Origin of the sequence: Burkholderia vietnamiensis LMG 10929 (assembly GCF_000959445.1) — a bacterium.
GTDB classification, from domain to species: Bacteria; Pseudomonadota; Gammaproteobacteria; order Burkholderiales; family Burkholderiaceae; genus Burkholderia; species Burkholderia vietnamiensis.
Map to the genome: position 1 here is coordinate 1,402,687 of NZ_CP009631.1, position 20,152 is coordinate 1,422,838.

Here is a 20,152-nt window from a genome sequence, read left to right on the forward strand (position 1 = left end):
AGGGAGCCTGCTTCATGGCAAAGTTTTTTATCGATCGCCCGATCTTCGCGTGGGTGATCGCCATCATCCTGATGCTGGCCGGGGTCGCGGCGATCTTCTCGCTGCCGATCGCGCAGTATCCGACGATCGCGCCGCCATCGATCCAGATCACCGCGAACTACCCGGGCGCTTCCGCGAAGACGGTGGAAGACACGGTGACGCAGGTGATCGAGCAGCAGATGAGCGGCCTCGACAACTTCCTGTACATGTCGTCGACGAGTGACGACTCGGGCAACGCGACGATCACGCTGACCTTCGCGCCGGGCACCAACGCCGACATCGCGCAGGTGCAGGTGCAGAACAAGCTGTCGCTCGCGACGCCGGTTCTGCCGCAGGTCGTGCAGCAGCTCGGTCTGTCGGTGACGAAGTCGAGCAGCAGCTTCCTGCTGGTGCTCGCGTTCAACTCCGAAGACGGCAGCATGAGCAAGTACGACCTCGCGAACTTCGTGGCGTCGCACGTGAAGGATCCGATCAGCCGGTTGAACGGCGTCGGCACCGTCACGCTGTTCGGCTCGCAGTACGCGATGCGGATCTGGCTCGATCCGAACCGCCTGACGAACTACGGCCTCACGCCGGTCGACGTGTCGAGCGCGATCACCGCGCAGAACGTGCAGATCGCGGGCGGCCAGATCGGCGGCACGCCGGCCAAGCCCGGCACCGTGCTGCAGGCGACGATCACCGAATCGACGCTGCTGCAGACGCCCGAGCAGTTCGGCAACATCCTGCTGAAGGTCAACCAGGACGGCTCGCAGGTGCGCCTGAAGGACGTCGCGCAGATCGGCCTCGGCGGCGAGAACTACAACTTCGACACCAAGTACAACGGTCAGCCGACCGCCGCGCTCGGTATCCAGCTCGCGACCAACGCGAACGCGCTCGCGACCGCGAAGGCCGTGCGCGCGAAGATCGACGAGCTCGCACCGTTCTTCCCGCACGGCCTCGTCGTCAAGTATCCGTACGACACGACGCCGTTCGTGAAGCTGTCGATCGAGGAAGTGGTCAAGACGCTGCTCGAAGGCATCGTGCTCGTGTTCCTCGTGATGTATCTGTTCCTGCAGAACCTGCGCGCGACGATCATCCCGACCATCGCCGTGCCGGTGGTGCTGCTCGGCACGTTCGCGATCATGTCGCTGGTGGGCTTCTCGATCAACACGCTGTCGATGTTCGGCCTCGTGCTCGCGATCGGCCTGCTGGTCGACGATGCGATCGTGGTGGTGGAGAACGTCGAGCGCGTGATGGCCGAAGAGGGCCTGTCGCCGAAGGAGGCGACCCGCAAGGCGATGGGCCAGATCACCGGCGCACTCGTCGGCGTGGCGCTGGTGCTGTCGGCGGTGTTCGTGCCGGTCGCGTTCTCCGGCGGTTCGGTCGGCGCCATCTACCGGCAGTTCTCGCTGACGATCGTGTCCGCGATGGTGCTGTCCGTGCTCGTCGCGCTGATTCTGACGCCGGCGCTGTGCGCGACGATCCTCAAGCCGATCCCGCAGGGCCATCACGAAGAGAAGAAGGGCTTCTTCGGCTGGTTCAACCGCACGTTCAACAACAGCCGCGACAAGTATCACGTCGGCGTGCACCACGTGATCAAGCGCTCGGGCCGCTGGCTCATCATCTATCTGGTCGTGATCGTCGCGGTCGGCCTGTTGTTCGTGCGCCTGCCGAAGTCGTTCCTGCCCGATGAGGACCAGGGGCTGATGTTCGTGATCGTGCAGACGCCGTCGGGCTCGACGCAGGAAACCACCGCGCGCACGCTCGCGAACATTTCCGACTATCTGCTGAAGGACGAGAAGGACATCGTCGAGTCCGCGTTCACGGTCAACGGCTTCAGCTTCGCCGGCCGCGGCCAGAACTCCGGTCTCGTGTTCGTGCGACTGAAGGATTACTCGCAGCGTCAGCACGCGAACCAGAAGGTCCAGGCGCTGATCGGCCGGATGTTCGGGCGCTACGGCAGCTACAAGGACGCGCTGGTGATCCCGTTCAACCCGCCGTCGATTCCGGAACTCGGTACGGCCGCCGGCTTCGACTTCGAGCTGACGGACAACGCCGGTCTCGGCCACGACGCGCTGATGGCCGCCCGCAACCAGCTGCTCGGGATGGCCGCGAAGGATCCGACGCTGCAGGGCGTGCGTCCGAACGGGCTGAACGATACGCCGCAGTACAAGGTCGACATCGACCGCGAGAAGGCCAACGCGCTCGGCGTGACGGCCGATGCGATCGACCAGACGTTCTCGATCGCGTGGGCGTCGAAGTACGTGAACAACTTCCTCGACACCGACGGCCGGATCAAGAAGGTGTACGTACAGGCCGACGCGCCGTTCCGGATGACGCCGGAAGACATGAACATCTGGTACGTGCGCAACGGTTCGGGCGGGATGGTGCCGTTCAGCGCGTTCGCGACCGGTCACTGGACCTACGGTTCGCCGAAGCTCGAGCGCTACAACGGCGTGTCGGCGATGGAGATCCAGGGTCAGGCCGCGCCGGGCAAGTCGACCGGTCAGGCGATGACCGCGATGGAAGGGCTCGCGAAGAAGCTGCCGGTCGGTATCGGCTACTCGTGGACCGGCCTGTCGTTCCAGGAAATCCAGTCGGGCTCGCAGGCGCCGGTGCTGTACGCGATCTCGATCCTGGTCGTGTTCCTGTGTCTCGCGGCGCTGTATGAAAGCTGGTCGATCCCGTTCTCGGTGATCATGGTGGTGCCGCTCGGCGTGATCGGCGCACTGCTGGCGGCGACGCTGCGCGGCCTCGAGAACGACGTGTTCTTCCAGGTCGGTCTGCTGACCACGGTCGGCTTGTCGGCGAAGAACGCGATCCTGATCGTCGAATTCGCGCGCGAACTGCAGATGACGGAGAAGATGGGGCCGATCGAGGCCGCGCTGGAAGCGGCGCGTCTGCGGCTGCGTCCGATCCTGATGACGTCGCTCGCGTTTATTCTCGGCGTGATGCCGCTCGCGATCAGCAACGGCGCGGGTTCGGCGAGCCAGCACGCGATCGGTACGGGCGTGATTGGCGGGATGATCACCGCGACGTTCCTCGCGATCTTCATGATCCCGATGTTCTTCGTGAAGATCCGCGCGATCTTCAGCGGCGAGAAGGAAGACGCCGACGAGGCGCTGCGTCTGGCTCAGGAGCACTCGCACCACGAAGAGACGCCGGGCACCGGCGACGAAGGCAACAAGGGACAGTGATGATGCAAAAACACGCTTTGACTGCAATCGCGGTCGCGCTGCTTGCCACGGGCTGCACGATGGCGCCGCATTACACGCGGCCCGACGCGCCCGTCGCGCAGGCGTATCCGGCCGGCGGCGTCTACGCGACGCAGCCCGCTGCGGCCGGCACGCGCAGCGCCAACGGCCAGGCGGCGAGCGCCATCGGCTGGCGCGAATTCTTCGCCGATCCGCGCCTGCAGCGGCTGATCGAGATCGCGCTGAACAACAACCGCGACCTGCGCGTCGCGGTGCTGAACATCGAGGCGTCGCGCGCGCAGTACCAGATCACGCGCGCGGGGCTGTTCCCGACCCTCGACGGCACCGGCTCCGGCAACATCCAGCGCTATCCCGCGGGCGTGTCGACGACGCGCCAGCCGCTCATCACGCGCACCTACAGCGTCGGGCTTTCCGCGTCCTGGGAGCTCGACCTGTTCGGCCGCGTGCAGAGCCTGAAGGACCAGGCGCTCGCGCAGTACCTGTCGACCTCGTATGCACGGCAGGCCACCGAGATCTCGCTCGTGTCGCAGGTCGCGGACCAGTATCTGACGCTGCTGTCGACCGAAGACCTGCTGAAGGTCACGGAGAACACGCTGAAGACCGCGCAGGCGTCGTACGACCTGACCAAGCTGCAGTTCGACAACGGTACGGGCTCCGAGCTCGATCTGCGTCAGGCGCAGACGGTCGTCGAGCAGGCGCTCGCGAACCAGCAGGCGCAGGCGCGTGCGCGGGCGCAGGCGGTGAATGCGCTGGTGCTGCTGATCGGCGAGCCGCTGCCGGACGATCTGCCGGCCGGCATGTCGCTCGACGCGCAGAACCTGCTCACGGATGTGCCGGCGGGCCTGCCGTCGGACCTGCTCACGCGTCGTCCCGACGTGATGCAGGCCGAGCAGACGCTGCTGGCCGCGAACGCGAACATCGGCGCGGCGCGCGCGGCGTTCTTCCCGCGCATCTCGCTGACGGCCGCGTTCGGCACCGCGAGCCCGACGCTCGGCGGGCTGTTCAAGGCCGGCACGGCGGCGTGGTCGTTCGCGCCGCAACTGACGATGCCGATCTTCGAAGGCGGGCAGAACATCGCGAACCTGAACCTCGCGAACGTGCAGAAGCGCATCGAGATCGCGAACTACGAGAAGGCGATCCAGTCGGCGTTCCGCGAGGTGTCGGACGGTCTTGCCGCGCGCGGCACGTACGATCTGCAGATCGCCGCGCTCGAGCGCAACGAGCATGCGCAGCAGCGTCGCTTCGATCTGTCGGACCTGCGTTACAAGAACGGTGTCGACAGCTATCTGTCGGTGCTGACCGCGCAGACGGATCTGTATTCCGCGCAGCAGTCGCTGATCAGCGCGCGCCTCGCGCGCTGGACCAACCTCGTCGATCTGTATCGTGCGCTGGGCGGCGGCTGGATTCAGCACGCCGGCGAGACGCCGCGCGCGCCGGACGTGACGGAAGGCTACGACAAGGCGGCCGCGCCGGCGCCGGCATCCGCCGCGGCGACGAACGGGTAGGCGCGCCGGCGTACGGGGGCAACGCTCCCGTACGCCGTTATACGCGTATGCGACAACGCCACGGACGGAGGTCCGTGGCGTTTCTTTTTGCGCGACCGCTCGGCGTGGCGATGTCGCGCGCAAGCCGGCGATCGCGCGTATCGCGGCCGCCGTCGCGTGCATGTGCTCGTAGGTCCCAAAAGCAGAACGCCACGGCAAGCCGTGGCGTTCTGCGCTTCCGGTACGCTGCCGGCCGGAGCCGGTCAGTGATGCACGTCGGCCGGGCGTCCGTCGAAGTCGTGGCCGGCGCGGCGAATCTCGCAGCGCGCGTCCTTCTCGCCTTTGACGCCGTTGAACACGATGTTCAGCAGTACGGCGGAAGCCGATGCGAGCAGGATGCCGCTGTGCAGGATCGGTGCGAGCGCGGGCGGCAGCTTCGAGAAGAAGTGCGGCGACACGACCGGCACGAGGCCCATGCCGACGCTCACCGCGACGATGAACAGGTTGTGCGTGTTGTTCACGAAGTCGACCTTCGACAGCACCTTGATACCGTTCGCGGCCACCATCCCGAACATCACGATGCCCGCGCCGCCGAGCACGAACGGCGGCACCGACGCGACGACCTGCGCCATCTTCGGGAACAGCCCGAGCAGCACCAGGATCACGCCGCCCGTCGCGCATACGTAGCGGCTCTTCACGCCGGTCACGCCGATCAGGCCGACGTTCTGCGAGAACGACGTATGCGGAAACGAGTTGAAGATGCCGCCGATCAGCGTGCCGAGGCCGTCGACGCGCAGCCCGCGCACGAGGCGCTCCTGGTCGACCGGCCGATCGACCATGTCGCCGACCGCGAGGAACATGCCGGTCGATTCGATGAACGTGACGAACATCACCGTGACCATCGTCGCGATCGACAGCGGGTCGAAGTGCGGGATCCCGAAATGAAACGGCATCACGAAGCCGACCCACGGCGCGTGCGCGACGCCATCGGTATTGACGCGGCCGATCGCGAACGCGATCGCGAAGCCGGCGACGATGCCGAGCAGCACCGAGATGTTCGCGATGAAGCCGCGACCGTACTTGTTGATCAGCAGGATCAGCGTGAGCACCAGCAGCGACAGGCCGAGATACACGGGGCTGCCGTAGTCGGGGTTGCCGACGCCGCCGGCCGCCCAGTTGATCCCGACCTCCATCAGCGACAGCCCGATCACCGCGATCACGGTGCCGACCACGACCGGCGGGAAGAACCGCAGCAGCTTGCCGATCGTCGGCGCGAGCACGATGCCGATGATGCCGGCCGCGATCGTCGAGCCGAAGATGTCGAGCATGCCGAGGCCGGGGTTGGTGCCGATCGCGATCATCGGGCCGACCGCCGCGAACGTGCAGCCCATGATGACGGGCAGGCGGATGCCGAAGATCCACAGGCCGAGCGTCTGGATCAGCGTCGCGATGCCGCACGAAAACAGATCGGCGCTGATCAGGAACGCGATCTGGTCTTTCGGCAGCTTCAGCGCGCCGCCGACGATAAGCGGCACGGCGACGGCGCCGGCGTACATGACGAGGACGTGCTGCAGACCGAGCGTTACCAGCTTGCCGGTCGGCAGCACCTCATCGCACGGATGGACCGTGTTCGATTGCATCTGTCTCACTCCATGATCTTGTTTTCGGGGTGGTACGAAGTTATGCGGAATGCACCATCGCAACAAGAGCACTGGGTTCTATTCCGTTCTTTGCTGGTTCGATATGCCGTCAGGGCAGGCGATTGGGTGTCGATCATCGGGAAACTCACGCGGGAGCAAGGTTTCCCACTTTTATAGCCGTTCAAAATAGCGCGGACCCCCATGTCAAATATGGCCGGCCTTATGGTCTGTATCGCCGCGCCGGCATAGTGGCAAAAACGACCTGGCGGAAATCGCGCCGGGTTAACCCGCGCGCCGAGGTTTTTGCCGGCGCGGCAGGGGACGCGCAGCATGCGCGCGCGGCGGCGTCGCGTTGCGGCCGTGTCGCGTTGCCGTGGCGTCGAAAAAACCGCGGCGAAGCGGGGCGCGCGGCGCGATCCCGCTATCATCGACATCCGTTCATTCGAATACTGCGTCCCGTCATGCGCCTGCTCGGAATCGACCTCGGCACCGGCTCCGTCAAACTCGTCACGCTCGATGCCGACGGCGTCGAGCGCGCGGTCGCGAGCGAACCTTATGCGTTGTCGTCGCCGCGGCCCGGCTGGGCCGAAATCGCGCCCGACACGTGGTGGCAGGCGCTCGTGCGCGCCGCTGCGCGGCTGCCGTCGGCGGAACGCGAGCAGGTCGCCGCGATCGGCTTCTCCGGACAGATGCACGGCGTCGTGCTGCTCGACGCCGTCGGCCGGCCGGTGCGGCCCGCGTTGTTGTGGCCCGACACGCGCGCGGTGCGCGAAGCCGCTGCGTCTGCGTGGCCCGACGCGCCGAACCCCGTCGCGCCGGGGATGGCCGGCCCGCTGCTGAGATGGCTCGCCGTGCACGAGCCGCAGTCGCTGCGCGCCGCGCGCCACGCCGTGCAGCCGAAGGACTGGCTGCGCACCGCGCTCGGCGGCGAGCTCGCCGCCGATCCGAGCGACGCCTGCGCGACCGCGCTCGCGACGCCGGACGGCGCATGGGAGACGGCGCGCATCGACGCGCTCGGTTTGCCGCTCGACGCATTTGCGCCGCCGCGGCCGTCTGGCGCGCGCTGCGGCGTGCTCGACGCGAAGGCCGCGGCCGCGCTCGGCTTGCCGACCGGCGTGCCGCTGGCGACGGGCGCGGCCGACACCGCGTGCGCGGCGCTCGGCAGCGGGCTCGTCGCGGCCGGCGACGCGTTGCTGACCACCGGCAGCGGCGGCCAGATCGTCGTGCTCGCACACGCGTTGCCGCCCGCGCGGCGCGGGCTGCATCGCTATCGCACGGCGGCCGGCGGCGGCTACTACACGATGGCCGCGATGCAGAACGTCGGCCTCGCGCTCGAGGCCGTGCGCGGCTGGCTCGGCTATGCGCACTGGGCCGATGCCTATGACGACGCGTTCGCGCAGCCGGCGTCGGAGCGGCTTGGCTTCCTGCCGTACCTGAGCGGCGAGCGCTCGCCGTGGATGAACCCCGACGCACGCGGCGGCTGGCTCGGTCTCGGGCTCGGCGACACGCGCGGCGTCATGATGCGCGCGGCGTTCGAAGGCGTCGCGTTCGCGCTGCGCGCGGGGCTCGATGCGATTCGCGACGCGAATCCGGCCGATCCGGTCGCGACGTTGCGGCTCGCGGGCGGCGGCTCCGTCGACCCGCGCTGGCGCCAGTTGCTCGCCGATGCGCTCGGTGCGTCGCTGGAGGCGGTCGATTGTCCGAACGCGGCGACGCGCGGCGCGGCGCTGCTCGCGGGCGTCGCGCTCGGACATTGGCGCGAGGACGCGCTGCGCGCACTCGCGCCGGCAGCGTCGCCGGTCGCGGCGCCGCGCGACGATCGCGCGCTGGCCGGGCGATATGCGCGCTTCATCGATCTGTATGCGCGAACCGACACGTGGTTCACGAGCGGCGTTTAAACTCGCGCACATGCCGGCGCGAGCCGGCGCATGCTGGCGATGACGTGTCGTGGCAAGCGGGCGGCCGATTCACGCGTGCGACAGTCGGCGCAATCGAGGATCATGGCGGCCACGATGGGGTTGCGGGGACGGTTGCCGGGGCGGTCTCGTTGCGGTTGGAGTTGCAGTCGACGCCGCCCCGCGCGCACGCCACCACGCACGAAGCTCGCCGACGGCTTCAACCGATGAACGCGGGCGATTCGATTGGCCCGGTCACGCAGTATTGAACGGAAGGGAATCCCATGCTCGAACTCATTTCTTCGCATGCTTGCCACTGCGGCGAGCAACGCTTCTATCGCCACGATTCGAAGGCGATCGGCCTGCCGATGAAGTTCTCGGTGTACCTGCCGCGCCAGGCGTCGCACGGTCGCGTGCCGGCGCTGTTCTACCTCGCCGGGCTCACGTGCACCGACGAGACCTTCGCGATCAAGGCCGGCGCGCAGCAGTACGCGGCCCAGTACGGGCTGGCGCTCGTGATGCCCGATACGAGCCCGCGCGGCGCGGGCGTGCCGGGCGAGACCGACGCGTGGGATTTCGGCGTCGGCGCGGGCTTCTACGTCGATGCGACGCAGGCGCCGTGGTCGACCCATTACCGGATGGAGTCGTACGTGACCGACGAGCTGCGCGCGCTGGTCGCGGCCGAGCTGCCGATCGACGGCACGCGGCTCGGGATCTTCGGCCATTCGATGGGCGGGCACGGCGCGCTGACGCTCGCGCTGCGTCATCCGGGCCTGTACCGGTCGGTGTCGGCGTTCGCGCCGATCGCCGCGCCGTCGCGTTGCTCGTGGGGCGAGAAGGCGTTTACCGGCTATCTCGGCGCCGATCGCGAAGCGTGGAAGCAGCATGACGCGAGCGAACTGGTCGCGCGCGCGGATGCGCCGAAGTTCGACGAAGGCATCCTGATCGATCAGGGGCTGGCCGATCAGTTCCTCGCGAACCAGCTGAACCCCGACGTGTTCGAAGCCGCGTGCGAGAAGGCCGGTCAGCCGCTGACGCTGCGCCGCCATCCCGGCTACGATCACGGCTACTACTTCATCTCGACGTTCATCGCCGATCACATCGCGCATCATGCGCGCGTGCTGAATCCGTGAGCTTCGTCCCCGCTGCGTGACCTGCGGCGCGCGCCGCACGTCGCGCGCGCATGCCGCATAAGAAAACGCCGGCATGCGCGACGGCAAGCCGGCGTTGCGCGCCTCGTCGCGCGACGCTCAATGCCGCCGCAGCAGGCTCGCGCCGTACACGAGCGCGGACAGGGCCGTGATCCAGAAGCTCGTCGGCCAGTCGGTGTAATACGCGAGCGCGATGCCGACCCACGCTTCGAACAGCGCGAACAGCGCGGCGAGCAGCACGCCGGTCGACAGCCGCGTCGACAGGTTCTGCGCGGCCGCCGCCGGCCCGACCAGCAGCGTGAACACCAGCAGCACGCCGACGATCTGCGTCGCCGCCGCCACCGCCAGCGCACACACCGCGAGGAACAGCACCGACACCGTGCGCAGCGATACGCCCTTCGCTTCGGCGAGTTCCGGCTGCAGCGACGCGAACAGCAACGGCCGCGCGATCAGCGCCAGCGCGACGAGGCTCACCGCGCCGATGCCGGCGAGCGCCGCGAGCGTGTCGCGGCTGACCGCCAGCACGTTGCCGAACAGCAGCGCGGTGACCTGCGTCGCGAACGACGTGTAGAAATGCAGGAACAGCAAGCCGAAGCCGAGCGCGCCCGACAGGATCACGCCGATCGCGACGTCGCGGCCCGCGAGCCGTTCGCCGAGCGCGCCCATCCCGATGCCGGCCGCGAGCGTGAAGCCGACCATCCCCCAGATCGGCGAAATGCCGAGCAGCACCGCGCCGGTCGCGCCGGTGAAGCCGACGTGCGACAGCGCGTGGCCCGCGAAGGTTTGTCCGCGCAGCACGAGGAAGTAGCCGACGATGCCCGCGAGCACCGCGACGATCCCCGCCGCGGCGAACGCGTTGATCATGAAATCGTATTCAAACATCGTGCGAATGCCCGGGATGAGCGTGTCCGTGGTGTTGATGAGCATGTGCGCCGCCGCCGTGCGCGTGGCCATCGTCGTGCTCGTGTTCGTGGTCGTGCTTTTCGATCTCGACGTCGCCCGACATCACGAAGATCTTGCCGTTCACGCGCATCACGTCGATCGGCGAACCGTACAGGCGCGACAGCACCGGCTTCGTGATCACCTCGTCGACGGTGCCGAGCGCCGCGACGCCGTTGCCGAGATACAGCACGCGGTCGAGCGCGTTCAGCAGCGGATTCAGTTCGTGCGCGGAGAACAGCACGGTGATGCCGAGCTCGCGCTGCACGGTGCGCACCAGTTCGACGACGCCGCGCTGATGGTTCGGGTCGAGGCTGATCAGCGGCTCGTCGAGCAGCAGCAGCTTCGGATTGCCGAGCAGGCATTGCGCGAGCAGCAGCCGCTGCCGCTCGCCGCCCGACAGCTCGGACAGCGGCCGGCGCGCGAGCGTGGTCGCGCCGACCAGCTCGAGCACGCGGTCGACGTCGCGCCGCGTCGCGGCGCTCGTATGCGGCAGCCCCCAGCGGTGGCCGTCGGCCGCCATCGCGACGAAGTCGTAGCCGCGCATCCGGCGATTCGCGAGGCCGCTCCTGATCTGCGGCATGTAGCCGATCGACGCGTTGCCGCGCGCGAGCGCCACGCCGCCGACCGACAGCGTGCCGCCGCTGAGCGGCACGAGGCCGAGCACCGCGCGCATCAGCGTCGTCTTGCCCGCGCCGTTCGGGCCGAGCACGCCGACGAATTCGCCGGCTTCGATCGAGAAGCTGACGTCGCGCAGGATCGTGCGTCCGCCGAGTTCGAGCGTGACGCCCTCGAGTGCGAGTGCGGGGGGAGTGGCGTTCATGGCGCGATCGCGATCATTGCTTGCCGGCGGCCAGCGCAGCCGCGAGCGCATCGAGCTGGCCGGCCATCCATTGCTGGAACGTCTTGCCGGCCGGCTGCGTCTCGGTGACGCTCACGGTCGGCACGCCGCCGTCGCGCGCGAGCTTGAGCAGGCGCTTGGTCATCGGCGCTTCGGCCTGGCTGTTGTAGATCAGCACGCGCACCTGCCGCTTGCGCAGGTCGTTCTCGAACGCGGCGACGTCCTGCGCGCTCGCCTCGGTGTCGTTCATCGTCGCGAGCTGGAAGCGCTGGTTGCGCATGTCGAGGCCGATCGCATCCGACATGTAGCCGAACACCGGCTCGGTGGCCGTCACCGGCACGCCGTGGTACTGCGCGCGCAGCGCGGCGACCTTCGCGTCGATCGGCTGCAGCGACGCGACGAACTTCTGCAGGTTCGCGTCGTAGTCCGCCTTGTGCGCCGGATCGGCGCGGCCGAGCTCGGCCGCGAGCGCACGCGCGGCGGCCGGCATCGTCGCCGGCGCGTACCACAGGTGCGGGTTGTCGCCGGCCTTCTTGCCGACCAGATCGGCGACGACGATCGTCGCGCGCCGCGCCTGCGTCGAAGCACCAAGCAGCTTGGCCATCCACGGGTCGTAGTTCGCGCCGTTGTAGATGACGATCTGCGCGTGCTGCAGCGCGCGCGCCGTCTTCGGGCTCGCTTCGAACAGGTGCGGATCCTGGTCGGGATTGCTGAGGATGCTCGTGACCGCGACGTGGCGGCCGCCGATCTGCGACGCGACGTCGCCATAGAAATTTTCGGCGGCGACGACGTTGACGGTCGCGCTCTGTGCGAGCGCGGGCGTGGCGATCGACAGCGCGGCGGCGGCCACACCGAGCAGACGGACAAGCGACCGGGCGCGCCGCGGCGCGCGCTTCAGGGCAATGAACATGAAACTCCTCGTAGGAAGGGGCGGCGCTGCACGCCGCCCGATGCGGGATCAGCGTGACGCGGGCTTGCCCTTGCAGTGCCCGCACAGGCCGTTCAGCTCGACGACCTGGTGATGGACTTCAAAACCGTGCGCCGGCGCGCTCGCGGACAGCTGCTTCGCGAGGTCGCTGCCCGGAATTTCGACGGTTTCGCCGCAGGAATCGCAGATCAGGAACTGGCCTTCGTGCGGCACGCCGATCTCGCAGCACGCGAAGAACGCGTTCTTCGATTCGATCCGATGGATGAAGCCGTGCTCGACGAGGAAATCCAGCGCGCGATAGACGGTGGTCGGCGGGACGCGGCCGCGCTGCGGCTCGAGCTCCGCGAGCAGGTCGTACGCGCCGATCGGCCGCTGCGCGGCCAGCACGCGTTCGTAGACCTGACGGCGCAGCGGCGTCCACGCGAGCCCGTGCTCGGTGGCGAATGCGTCGGCCCGGGACAGGCGGGCGTCGATGGGCGTTGAGGTAGCCATGGCAGCAAGCAGGCAAGGTGACGGAGTACCGAGATGATATAACGTATCTCGCCGGTTTGCACCGCTCTTGCGGCGTCGCCGATGCGCGCCGCCGCACGCGCCCCGCCTCAGCCGCGCTGCACCGAACCCGCGCGCCTTTGCCGGACGGGCATGGACGGCCGCCGCCGTGCATCGGCGTGCCGCAGCGCATCATCGAAAGCCGCCGCGTCGCCTTGACAGCGCGAATCGCGTATCCGATCATTCGACCACAAACAGAGCAATTGATCGGCTGGCGAGCGTTCGCTCACCTCACGGCCCTCATGCAGCAGAACGAACCGGAGACACCCAGTGAGACTGGAACAGAAGGTCGCGGTCCTGACGGGCGCGGCAAGCGGCATCGGCGAGGCGGTCGCGCAACGCTATCTGGACGAGGGCGCGCGCTGCGTGCTGGTGGATCTGAAGCCGGCCAGCGGCTCGCTCGCGCGGTTGATCGAAGCGCATCCGGGCCGCGCGGCGGCCGTCACCGCGGACGTCACGCGGCGTGACGACATCGAGCGCATCGTCGCCACCGCGGTGGAGCGCTTCGGCGGCGTCGACATCCTCTTCAACAACGCGGCGCTGTTCGACATGCGTCCGCTCCTCGACGAATCGTGGGACGTGTTCGACCGGCTGTTCGCGGTCAACGTGAAAGGGCTGTTCTTCCTGATGCAGGCCGTCGCGCAGCGAATGGTCGAGCAGGGCCGCGGCGGCAAGATCATCAACATGTCGTCGCAGGCCGGGCGTCGCGGCGAGGCGCTCGTGTCGCACTACTGCGCGACCAAGGCGGCCGTGATCAGCTATACGCAATCGGCCGCGCTCGCGCTCGCGCCGCACCGGATCAACGTGAACGGCATCGCGCCGGGCGTGGTCGACACGCCGATGTGGGAGCAGGTCGACGCGCTCTTCGCACGCTACGAAAACCGCCCGCTCGGCGAGAAGAAGCGGCTCGTCGGCGAAGCGGTGCCGCTCGGCCGCATGGGCGTGCCGGGCGACCTGACGGGCGCCGCGCTGTTCCTCGCGTCGGCCGACGCCGACTACATCACCGCCCAGACGCTGAACGTCGACGGCGGCAACTGGATGAGCTGACATGCCGCCGCTCGCACGCGCCAGCCTGACGCAGCCGCCGCACGCGGCCGCCGTCGCACGAGGGCCTGCATGATGGCCGAGATCGTGATCGTCGGCGAACTGCTCGCCGAATTCGTCGCGCTCGAACGCGGTCAGGGCTTCGACGCACCGGGCCTGTTCGCCGGCCCGTTCCCGAGCGGCGCGCCGGCGATCTTCGCCGACCAGGCCGCGCGGCTCGGCGCTCGCGTCGCCTATGCGGGCTGCGTCGGGCGCGACGCGTTCGGCGATGCGATCGTCGCGCGGCTCGAGCGCGACGGCGTCGACGTCGCGCGCATCCGCCGCGTCGAGCGCCCGACCGGCACCGCGTTCGTCGCGTATCGGGACGACGGCTCGCGCAGCTTCGTGTTCAATCTGGCGACCAGCGCGGCCGCCTGCCTCGACGCCGGCGACGTCGATGCCGCGATGTTCGACGGCTGCCGCTACTTCCACGTGATGGGCTCGTCGCTGACGAGCGAGGCGGCGATCGCGGCGGTGCAGCGCGGGGTGATCGAGGCGGCGCGCGCGGGCGCGAAGGTGTCGTTCGATCCGAACGTGCGGCCCGAGATGCTGAGCTTCCCGCCGCTGCGCGCGGCGCTCGACGCGATGCTCGCCGCCTGCCATCTGTTCCTGCCGAGCGACGCCGATCTGCCGTTCTTCTGCGGGCCGCAGCCGGCCGAGCGCGCGATCGCCGGGCTGCTCGCCACGCATCCGCTGCTCGAGCGCGTCGTGCTCAAGCGCGGCGCGGCCGGCAGCGCCGCATTCGACCGGACGAGCCGCGTCGACGCGCCCGCGTGGCCCGTCGACGAACTCGATCCGACCGGCGCCGGCGACTGCTTCGGCGGCACGCTGGTCGCGGGCCTCGTCGCCGGCATGCCGACCGACGCCGCGCTGCGCCGCGCCAACGCGGCCGGCGCGATCGCGGTCACGCGGCGCGGCCCGATGGAGGGCAACAGCGACGCGGCCGAGATCGAGTGGTTCCTGACCGAGCGGGGTGTCGCATGCCCGGCCTGACGAGCACGGTCGAGCCGCCGCGCACCGCGCACGCGCACACCGTGCTGCGGATGATCTTCGACGCGAATCGCGGCGGCGCGCAGCGCGGCATCTATTCGGTCTGCAGCGCGCACCGGCTCGTGCTCGAGGCCGCGTGCGAGGCCGCGCGCGCGGACGGCTCGCCGCTGCTGATCGAGGCGACCTGCAACCAGGTGAACCACGTCGGCGGCTATACGGGGATGACGCCGGGCGATTTCCGGCGCGACGTCGATGCGATCGCGCAACGCTGCGGGCTCGCGCCGTCGGCGCTGGTGCTCGGCGGCGATCATCTCGGGCCGAATCCGTGGCGGCACCGCCGCGCGGCCGACGCGATGCGCGAGGCGGCTGCGATGGTCGCCGCATACGTCGAAGCCGGGTTCGAGAAGATCCACCTCGATGCGAGCATGGCGTGCGCGGACGATCCGGCGCGGCTCGACGATCGCACGATCGCCGCGCGCGCGGCGCAGCTTTGCCGCGCGGCCGAGAGCGCCGCGTCGCGCGCCGGCCTCGCGCCGGTCTACGTGATCGGCACCGAAGTGCCGACGCCCGGCGGCGAGTTGTCGGCCGACGGCGACGCCGACGGCGCGGCCATCGCACGCATCGCCGTCACGCGCAGCGACAGCATCGGCGCGACGCTCGATGCGCATCGCAGCGCGTTCGCGGCGGCCGGGCTCGACGACGCATGGACGCGCGTGGTCGCGGTCGTCGCGCAGCCGGGCGTGGACTTCGACGATCGCCACGTGCTCGACTACGACAGCGCGAAGGCCGCGGCGCTCGGCGCGAGCATCCTGCGCGTGCCGCGCCTCGTGTTCGAAGCGCATTCGACCGACTATCAGACCGAGCACGCGCTCGCCGCGCTCGTGCGCGATCATTTCGCGGTGTTGAAGGTCGGCCCCGCGCTGACCTTCGCGTTGCGCGAGGCGCTGTTCGCGCTCAGCTTCATCGAGGACGCGCTGATCGGCGACGTTGCGCTGCGCTCGCGGCTGCGCGACGTGGTCGACGCGGCGATGCGCGCGCAGCCCGAACACTGGGCGCCGTACTACCGCGGCGACGAGGCCGAGCAGCGGCTCGCGCGTCAGTTCGGCTACAGCGACCGGATCCGCTATTACTGGCTGCAGCCGGCCGTCGCGGCGGCGGTCGAGCAGCTGTTCGACAACCTCGCGCGCCAGCCGGTGCCCGAGACGCTCGTCGCGCAGTGGCTGCCGGACGTGTACGCGGCGTGCCGCGCGGGCGTGCTCGCGAAGGCGCCGCGCGCGTGGGTGCGCCACCGGATCCGCGACGTGATCGCGCACTATGCGCGTGCGTGCGGGATGCAGCGGCCGGTGTGACCGGCTGCGAACGAAGCGCAGCACGACGGATACAGCAAGACGCAACAACACGCACCACCAACGCAACACGCAACACGCACCACCGACGACAGTTCGAACAATCACAGGAGACATGCCATGCAACGAAAGACGCTCGATGCCGCCGTACGCTGCTTCGCCGGAGCCGCGCTCGCGACGGCTGCGTGCGCCGCGTGGGCCGGCACGCTGACGATCGCGACGCTGAACAACCCGGACATGATCGAGTTGAAGAAGCTGTCGCCGGCGTTCGAGAAGGCGAACCCGGACATCAAGCTGAACTGGGTGATCCTCGAGGAGAACGTGCTGCGCCAGCGCGCGACCACCGACATCACGACCGGCAGCGGCCAGTTCGACGTGATGGCGATCGGCACCTACGAGACGCCGCAGTGGGGCAAGCGCGGCTGGCTCGCGCCGATGACCGGGCTGCCCGCCGACTACGACCTCAACGACATCGTGAAGACCGCGCGCGACAGCCTGTCGTACAACGGCCAGCTGTACGCGCTGCCGTTCTACGTCGAAAGCTCGATGACGTTCTACCGCAAGGACCTGTTCGCGGCGAAGGGGCTCAAGATGCCCGATCAGCCGACCTACGACCAGGTCGCCGAGTTCGCCGACAAGCTCACCGACAAGTCGAAGGGCATCTACGGGATCTGCCTGCGCGGCAAGGCCGGCTGGGGCGAGAACATGGCGTACGTGTCGACGGTCGTGAACACGTTCGGCGGGCGCTGGTTCGACGAGAACTGGAACGCGCAGCTCACGTCGCCCGAATGGAAGAAGGCGATCGGCTTCTACGTGAACCTGCTGAAGAAGGACGGCCCGCCGGGAGCGAGCTCGAACGGCTTCAACGAAAACCTGACGCTGACCGCGTCGGGCAAGTGCGCGATGTGGATCGACGCGACGGTCGCGGCCGGGATGCTCTACAACAAGCAGCAGTCGCAGGTCGCCGACAAGATCGGCTTCGCGGCCGCGCCGGTCGCCGTCACGCCGAAGGGCTCGCACTGGCTGTGGGCGTGGGCGCTCGCGGTCCCGAAGACGTCGAAGCAGCAGGACGCCGCGCGCAAGTTCATCGCGTGGGCGACGTCGAAGCAGTACATCGAGATGGTCGGCAAGGACGAAGGCTGGGCGTCGGTGCCGCCGGGCACGCGCACGTCGACGTACCAGCGCGCCGAGTACAAGGCCGCCGCGCCGTTCTCGGAGTTCGTGCTGAAGGCGATCGAGACGGCCGACCCGAACGATCCGTCGCTGAAGAAGGTGCCGTACACGGGCGTGCAGTACGTCGGGATCCCTGAATTCCAGTCGTTCGGCACGGTGGTCGGGCAGGCGATCGCCGGTGCGGTCGCCGGGCAGATGTCGGTCGACCAGGCGCTCGCGGCCGGCCAGGCGGCGGCCGACCGCGCGGTGCGCCAGGCCGGCTACCGGAAGTAACGCAGGCCGCTCGCGCCGCGCCGTGGCGCGCACGTCGCGTGCGCCCCGGCCCGGCGCAGCGCAAGCGCGGGCAGGCCGCATCTGCCCGCGCATCAACCGGAGGAATCCGATCATGCGTCATCTACGTCTTCCCCTGAGCCACGCGCCGTCGGTCGGCGACGCGGCGACGCCGCCCGATGCGCCGCGCCGCGCGCGCGGCGGCGCGAGCTGGCTCGTGTCGCCGTCCGTCGCGGTGCTGCTGCTGTGGATGTCGATCCCGCTCGCGATGACGATCTGGTATTCGTTCTCGCGCTACAACCTGCTGAACCCGGACGTGAAGGGCTTCGCCGGCTTCGACAACTACCGCTTTCTCGCAACCGATCCGTCGTTCCTGCCGGCCATCTGGCACACGCTCGTGCTGATCGGCGCGGTGCTCGCGATCACCGTGGTCGGCGGCGTGCTGATGGCCGTGCTGTTCGACCGCAAGTTCTACGGGCAGGGCATCGCGCGGCTGCTCGCGATCGCGCCGTTCTTCGTGATGCCGACGGTCGCCGCGCTGATCTGGAAGAACATGATCCTGCATCCGGTGTACGGGCTCGTCGCGAACGCGATGCGCGCGCTCGGGATGACGCCGGTCGACTGGTTCGCCGACTACCCGCTCACCGCGGTGATCGCGATCGTCGCGTGGCAGTGGCTGCCGTTCGCGTTCCTGATCCTGTTCACGGCGATCCAGTCGCTCGACCAGGAGCAGAAGGAAGCCGCGCGCATCGACGGCGCCGGCCCGATCGCGATGTTCTTCTACATCACGCTGCCGCATCTGAAGCGCGCGATCGCGGTGGTCGTGATGATGGAGACCATCTTCCTGCTGTCGATCTTCGCGGAGATCTACACGACGACGGGCGGCGGCCCCGGCAACGCGACCACCAACCTGTCGTACCTGATCTATGCGCTCGGCCTGCAGCAGTTCGACGTCGGCCTCGCGTCCGCGGGCGGGATCATCGCCGTCGTGGTCGCGAACGTCGTGTCGTTCTTCCTGGTGCGGATGCTCGCGCGCAACCTGAAAGGGGAGTACGAGAAATGAGCGACCTGACTTTCGCAAGCCGGCCTGCGCCGGCCCCGTTCGCGCTCGTGCGCCGCGCGCTGCCCGGCGCGCTCGCGTGGCTGATCGCGCTGCTGCTGTTCTTTCCGATCTTCTGGATGGCGATCACCGCGTTCAAGACCGAGCAGCAGGCGTATGCGTCGACGCTGCTGTTCGTGCCGACGCTCGACAGCTTCCGCGAGGTGTTCGCGCGCAGCGACTACTTCGCGTTCGCGTGGAACTCGGTGCTGATCTCGGCCGGCGTCACCGTGATCTCGCTGCTGCTCGCGGTGCCGGCCGCGTATGCGATGGCGTTCTTCCCGAACCGCCGCACGCAGAAGGTGCTGCTGTGGATGCTGTCGACCAAGATGATGCCGTCGGTCGGCGTGCTGGTGCCGATCTATCTGCTGTGGAAGAACGCGGGGCTGCTCGATACCGTGTCGGGCCTCGTGATCGTCTACACGCTGATCAACCTGCCGATCGCCGTGTGGATGACCTTCACGTACTTCAACGAGATCCCGAAGGACATCCTCGAAGCGGGCCGCATCGACGGCGCGTCGACGTGGCAGGAGATCGTCTACCTGCTGATGCCGATGGCGCTGCCGGGCCTCGCGTCGACCGCGCTGCTGCTCGTGATCCTGTCGTGGAACGAGGCGTTCTGGAGCATCAACCTGTCGAGCTCGAACGCGGCGCCGCTCACCGTGTTCATCGCGTCGTATTCGAGCCCCGAGGGCCTGTTCTGGGCGAAGCTGTCGGCCGCTTCGCTGCTCGCGGTCGCGCCGATCCTGATCGTCGGCTGGCTGTCGCAGAAGCAGCTGGTGCGCGGGCTCACGTTCGGGGCCGTCAAATGACGGCGGCCGGCCATGAACCGAGCGTGCTGATCTGCGATTGCGACGGCGTGCTGATCGACAGCGAGGCCGTCGCCGCCGACGTCCTCGTGCGCGAGCTCGAGGCGCGCTGGCCCGGCGTCGACGCGCGGCCGGCCGTGATGCCGCTGCTGGGCCTGCGCATCGAGCGCGTGCTGGCCGGTGCGGCCGGCGCGCTCGGCCGCGCGCTGACGGACGGTGACGTCGAAGCGATCCGGCGCGCGGTCGAAGCGGCGGCCGTCAACGCGCCGATGGTCGACGGCATCGATGCGGCGCTGGCCGAGATCGCGCTGACCACCGCGTGCGCGAGCAACAGCTATCGCGCGTACGTCGAGGCGGCGCTCGCGCGTACCGGGCTCACGCGCTTCTTCGGCGACCGGCTGTTCTGCGCGGACGCGGTCGCGCGGCCGAAGCCCGCGCCCGACGTCTATCTCGCGGCCGCGCGCACGCTCGGCGTCGCGCCCGCGCAATGCCTCGTCGTCGAGGACAGCGCGACGGGCATCACCGCGGCGGCGGCGGCGGGCATGACCGTGCTCGGCTTCGTCGGCGGCGGCCACGCGTCGGCCGCGCAGATCGACGCGCTGCGCGGGATCGGCGCGCGCCACGTATTCGACGACATGCACGAGCTGCCCGGCTACGTCGCGCGCTGGCAGGCGACGGGCGCCGTGCTGCCGAACTAGCAACGATTGCGCGCCGCGGCGAAC

General features: G+C 69.0%; 16 protein-coding genes. 11 read left to right on the forward strand and 5 right to left on the reverse strand.

Annotation, left to right across the window (positions count from 1 at the left end; genetic code table 11):
• Nucleotides 1–14 precede the first annotated feature (14 nt).
• Nucleotides 15–3,215 (forward strand): efflux RND transporter permease BpeB, encoded by a 3,201-nt coding sequence (gene bpeB / locus AK36_RS16405; RefSeq protein ID WP_011885889.1) that lies wholly within the window; start codon nt 15–17, stop codon nt 3,213–3,215.
• Nucleotides 3,215–4,738 (forward strand): efflux transporter outer membrane subunit, encoded by a 1,524-nt coding sequence (locus tag AK36_RS16410; RefSeq protein ID WP_011885888.1) that lies wholly within the window; start codon nt 3,215–3,217, stop codon nt 4,736–4,738. Before bpeB ends, AK36_RS16410 begins: the two co-directional genes overlap by 1 nt.
• Before the next feature lie 242 nt (nt 4,739–4,980).
• Here AK36_RS16410 and AK36_RS16415 read toward each other — a convergent pair whose 3' ends face one another.
• On the reverse strand, nt 4,981–6,357 hold the full coding sequence (locus tag AK36_RS16415) for a nucleobase:cation symporter-2 family protein (RefSeq protein ID WP_011885887.1): 1,377 nt from the start codon (nt 6,355–6,357) through the stop codon (nt 4,981–4,983).
• Nucleotides 6,358–6,818: 461 nt separating this feature from the next.
• Between AK36_RS16415 and AK36_RS16420 the strand changes: the two genes are divergently transcribed.
• Both AK36_RS16420 and fghA read left to right on the forward strand, forming a co-directional pair.
• On the forward strand, nt 6,819–8,255 hold the full coding sequence (locus AK36_RS16420; RefSeq protein ID WP_045578827.1) for a xylulokinase: 1,437 nt from the start codon (nt 6,819–6,821) through the stop codon (nt 8,253–8,255).
• Nucleotides 8,256–8,536: 281 nt separating this feature from the next.
• Nucleotides 8,537–9,385 carry an S-formylglutathione hydrolase gene (fghA, locus tag AK36_RS16425; protein WP_034192657.1) on the forward strand — a complete coding sequence of 283 codons (849 nt, stop codon included), beginning with the start codon at nt 8,537–8,539 and terminating at the stop codon, nt 9,383–9,385.
• A gap of 117 nt (nt 9,386–9,502) precedes the next feature.
• Here fghA and AK36_RS16430 read toward each other — a convergent pair whose 3' ends face one another.
• The 4 genes from AK36_RS16430 to AK36_RS16445 are packed head-to-tail and all read right to left on the reverse strand — an operon-like array spanning nt 9,503 to nt 12,603.
• Nucleotides 9,503–10,285, reverse strand: a complete 783-nt coding sequence (locus tag AK36_RS16430; protein WP_014723551.1) for a metal ABC transporter permease — start codon at nt 10,283–10,285, stop codon at nt 9,503–9,505.
• Entirely contained in the window at nt 10,278–11,165 is an 888-nt protein-coding gene (locus AK36_RS16435; protein WP_045579432.1) for an ABC transporter ATP-binding protein, read from the reverse strand. Before AK36_RS16435 ends, AK36_RS16430 begins: the two co-directional genes overlap by 8 nt.
• A gap of 13 nt (nt 11,166–11,178) precedes the next feature.
• Nucleotides 11,179–12,093: a metal ABC transporter solute-binding protein, Zn/Mn family gene (locus AK36_RS16440; RefSeq protein ID WP_011885881.1), complete on the reverse strand. Its 915-nt coding sequence runs from the start codon at nt 12,091–12,093 to the stop codon at nt 11,179–11,181.
• A gap of 48 nt (nt 12,094–12,141) precedes the next feature.
• Nucleotides 12,142–12,603, reverse strand: coding sequence for a Fur family transcriptional regulator (locus tag AK36_RS16445; RefSeq protein ID WP_045578828.1), 462 nt, complete (start codon nt 12,601–12,603; stop codon nt 12,142–12,144).
• A 327-nt stretch (nt 12,604–12,930) separates the two neighbouring features.
• On the opposite strand from AK36_RS16445, the gene AK36_RS16450 reads away from it, so the two are divergent.
• The 7 genes from AK36_RS16450 (at nt 12,931) to AK36_RS16480 (ending at nt 20,128) form a co-directional block, all read left to right on the forward strand.
• A complete protein-coding gene (locus tag AK36_RS16450) occupies nt 12,931–13,707 on the forward strand; it encodes an L-iditol 2-dehydrogenase (protein ID WP_045578829.1) in 777 nt (258 codons plus the stop codon).
• 72 nt (nt 13,708–13,779) lie between these two features.
• Nucleotides 13,780–14,736, forward strand: a complete 957-nt coding sequence (locus tag AK36_RS16455) for a sugar kinase (protein ID WP_045578830.1) — start codon at nt 13,780–13,782, stop codon at nt 14,734–14,736.
• Complete coding sequence (locus tag AK36_RS16460; protein WP_045578831.1) at nt 14,724–16,082, forward strand: D-tagatose-bisphosphate aldolase, class II, non-catalytic subunit; 1,359 nt, start codon at nt 14,724–14,726, stop codon at nt 16,080–16,082. Before AK36_RS16455 ends, AK36_RS16460 begins: the two co-directional genes overlap by 13 nt.
• Before the next feature lie 117 nt (nt 16,083–16,199).
• Nucleotides 16,200–17,525: an ABC transporter substrate-binding protein gene (locus AK36_RS16465; protein WP_011885876.1), complete on the forward strand. Its 1,326-nt coding sequence runs from the start codon at nt 16,200–16,202 to the stop codon at nt 17,523–17,525.
• Between the two features lie 112 nt (nt 17,526–17,637).
• Complete coding sequence (locus AK36_RS16470; protein ID WP_045578832.1) at nt 17,638–18,585, forward strand: carbohydrate ABC transporter permease; 948 nt, start codon at nt 17,638–17,640, stop codon at nt 18,583–18,585.
• Nucleotides 18,582–19,433 (forward strand): carbohydrate ABC transporter permease, encoded by an 852-nt coding sequence (locus AK36_RS16475; RefSeq protein ID WP_014723543.1) that lies wholly within the window; start codon nt 18,582–18,584, stop codon nt 19,431–19,433. The genes AK36_RS16470 and AK36_RS16475 overlap by 4 nt, the downstream gene beginning before the upstream one ends.
• Nucleotides 19,430–20,128, forward strand: coding sequence for an HAD family hydrolase (locus tag AK36_RS16480; RefSeq protein WP_011885873.1), 699 nt, complete (start codon nt 19,430–19,432; stop codon nt 20,126–20,128). Before AK36_RS16475 ends, AK36_RS16480 begins: the two co-directional genes overlap by 4 nt.
• The last annotated feature ends 24 nt before the right edge of the window (nt 20,129–20,152 follow it).

Coding starts and splice junctions, on each gene's coding strand:
- AK36_RS16465 (WP_011885876.1), top strand. CDS start 16,200: ATGCAACGAAAGACGCTCGATGCCGCCGTACGCTGCTTCGCCGGAGCC.
- AK36_RS16455 (WP_045578830.1), top strand. CDS start 13,780: ATGGCCGAGATCGTGATCGTCGGCGAACTGCTCGCCGAATTCGTCGCG.
- AK36_RS16430 (WP_014723551.1), bottom strand. CDS start 10,285: ATGTTTGAATACGATTTCATGATCAACGCGTTCGCCGCGGCGGGGATC.
- AK36_RS16415 (WP_011885887.1), bottom strand. CDS start 6,357: ATGCAATCGAACACGGTCCATCCGTGCGATGAGGTGCTGCCGACCGGC.
- bpeB (WP_011885889.1), top strand. CDS start 15: ATGGCAAAGTTTTTTATCGATCGCCCGATCTTCGCGTGGGTGATCGCC.
- AK36_RS16435 (WP_045579432.1), bottom strand. CDS start 11,165: ATGAACGCCACTCCCCCCGCACTCGCACTCGAGGGCGTCACGCTCGAA.
- AK36_RS16480 (WP_011885873.1), top strand. CDS start 19,430: ATGACGGCGGCCGGCCATGAACCGAGCGTGCTGATCTGCGATTGCGAC.
- AK36_RS16410 (WP_011885888.1), top strand. CDS start 3,215: ATGATGCAAAAACACGCTTTGACTGCAATCGCGGTCGCGCTGCTTGCC.
- fghA (WP_034192657.1), top strand. CDS start 8,537: ATGCTCGAACTCATTTCTTCGCATGCTTGCCACTGCGGCGAGCAACGC.
- AK36_RS16470 (WP_045578832.1), top strand. CDS start 17,638: ATGCGTCATCTACGTCTTCCCCTGAGCCACGCGCCGTCGGTCGGCGAC.
- AK36_RS16440 (WP_011885881.1), bottom strand. CDS start 12,093: ATGTTCATTGCCCTGAAGCGCGCGCCGCGGCGCGCCCGGTCGCTTGTC.
- AK36_RS16420 (WP_045578827.1), top strand. CDS start 6,819: ATGCGCCTGCTCGGAATCGACCTCGGCACCGGCTCCGTCAAACTCGTC.
- AK36_RS16460 (WP_045578831.1), top strand. CDS start 14,724: ATGCCCGGCCTGACGAGCACGGTCGAGCCGCCGCGCACCGCGCACGCG.
- AK36_RS16445 (WP_045578828.1), bottom strand. CDS start 12,603: ATGGCTACCTCAACGCCCATCGACGCCCGCCTGTCCCGGGCCGACGCA.
- AK36_RS16475 (WP_014723543.1), top strand. CDS start 18,582: ATGAGCGACCTGACTTTCGCAAGCCGGCCTGCGCCGGCCCCGTTCGCG.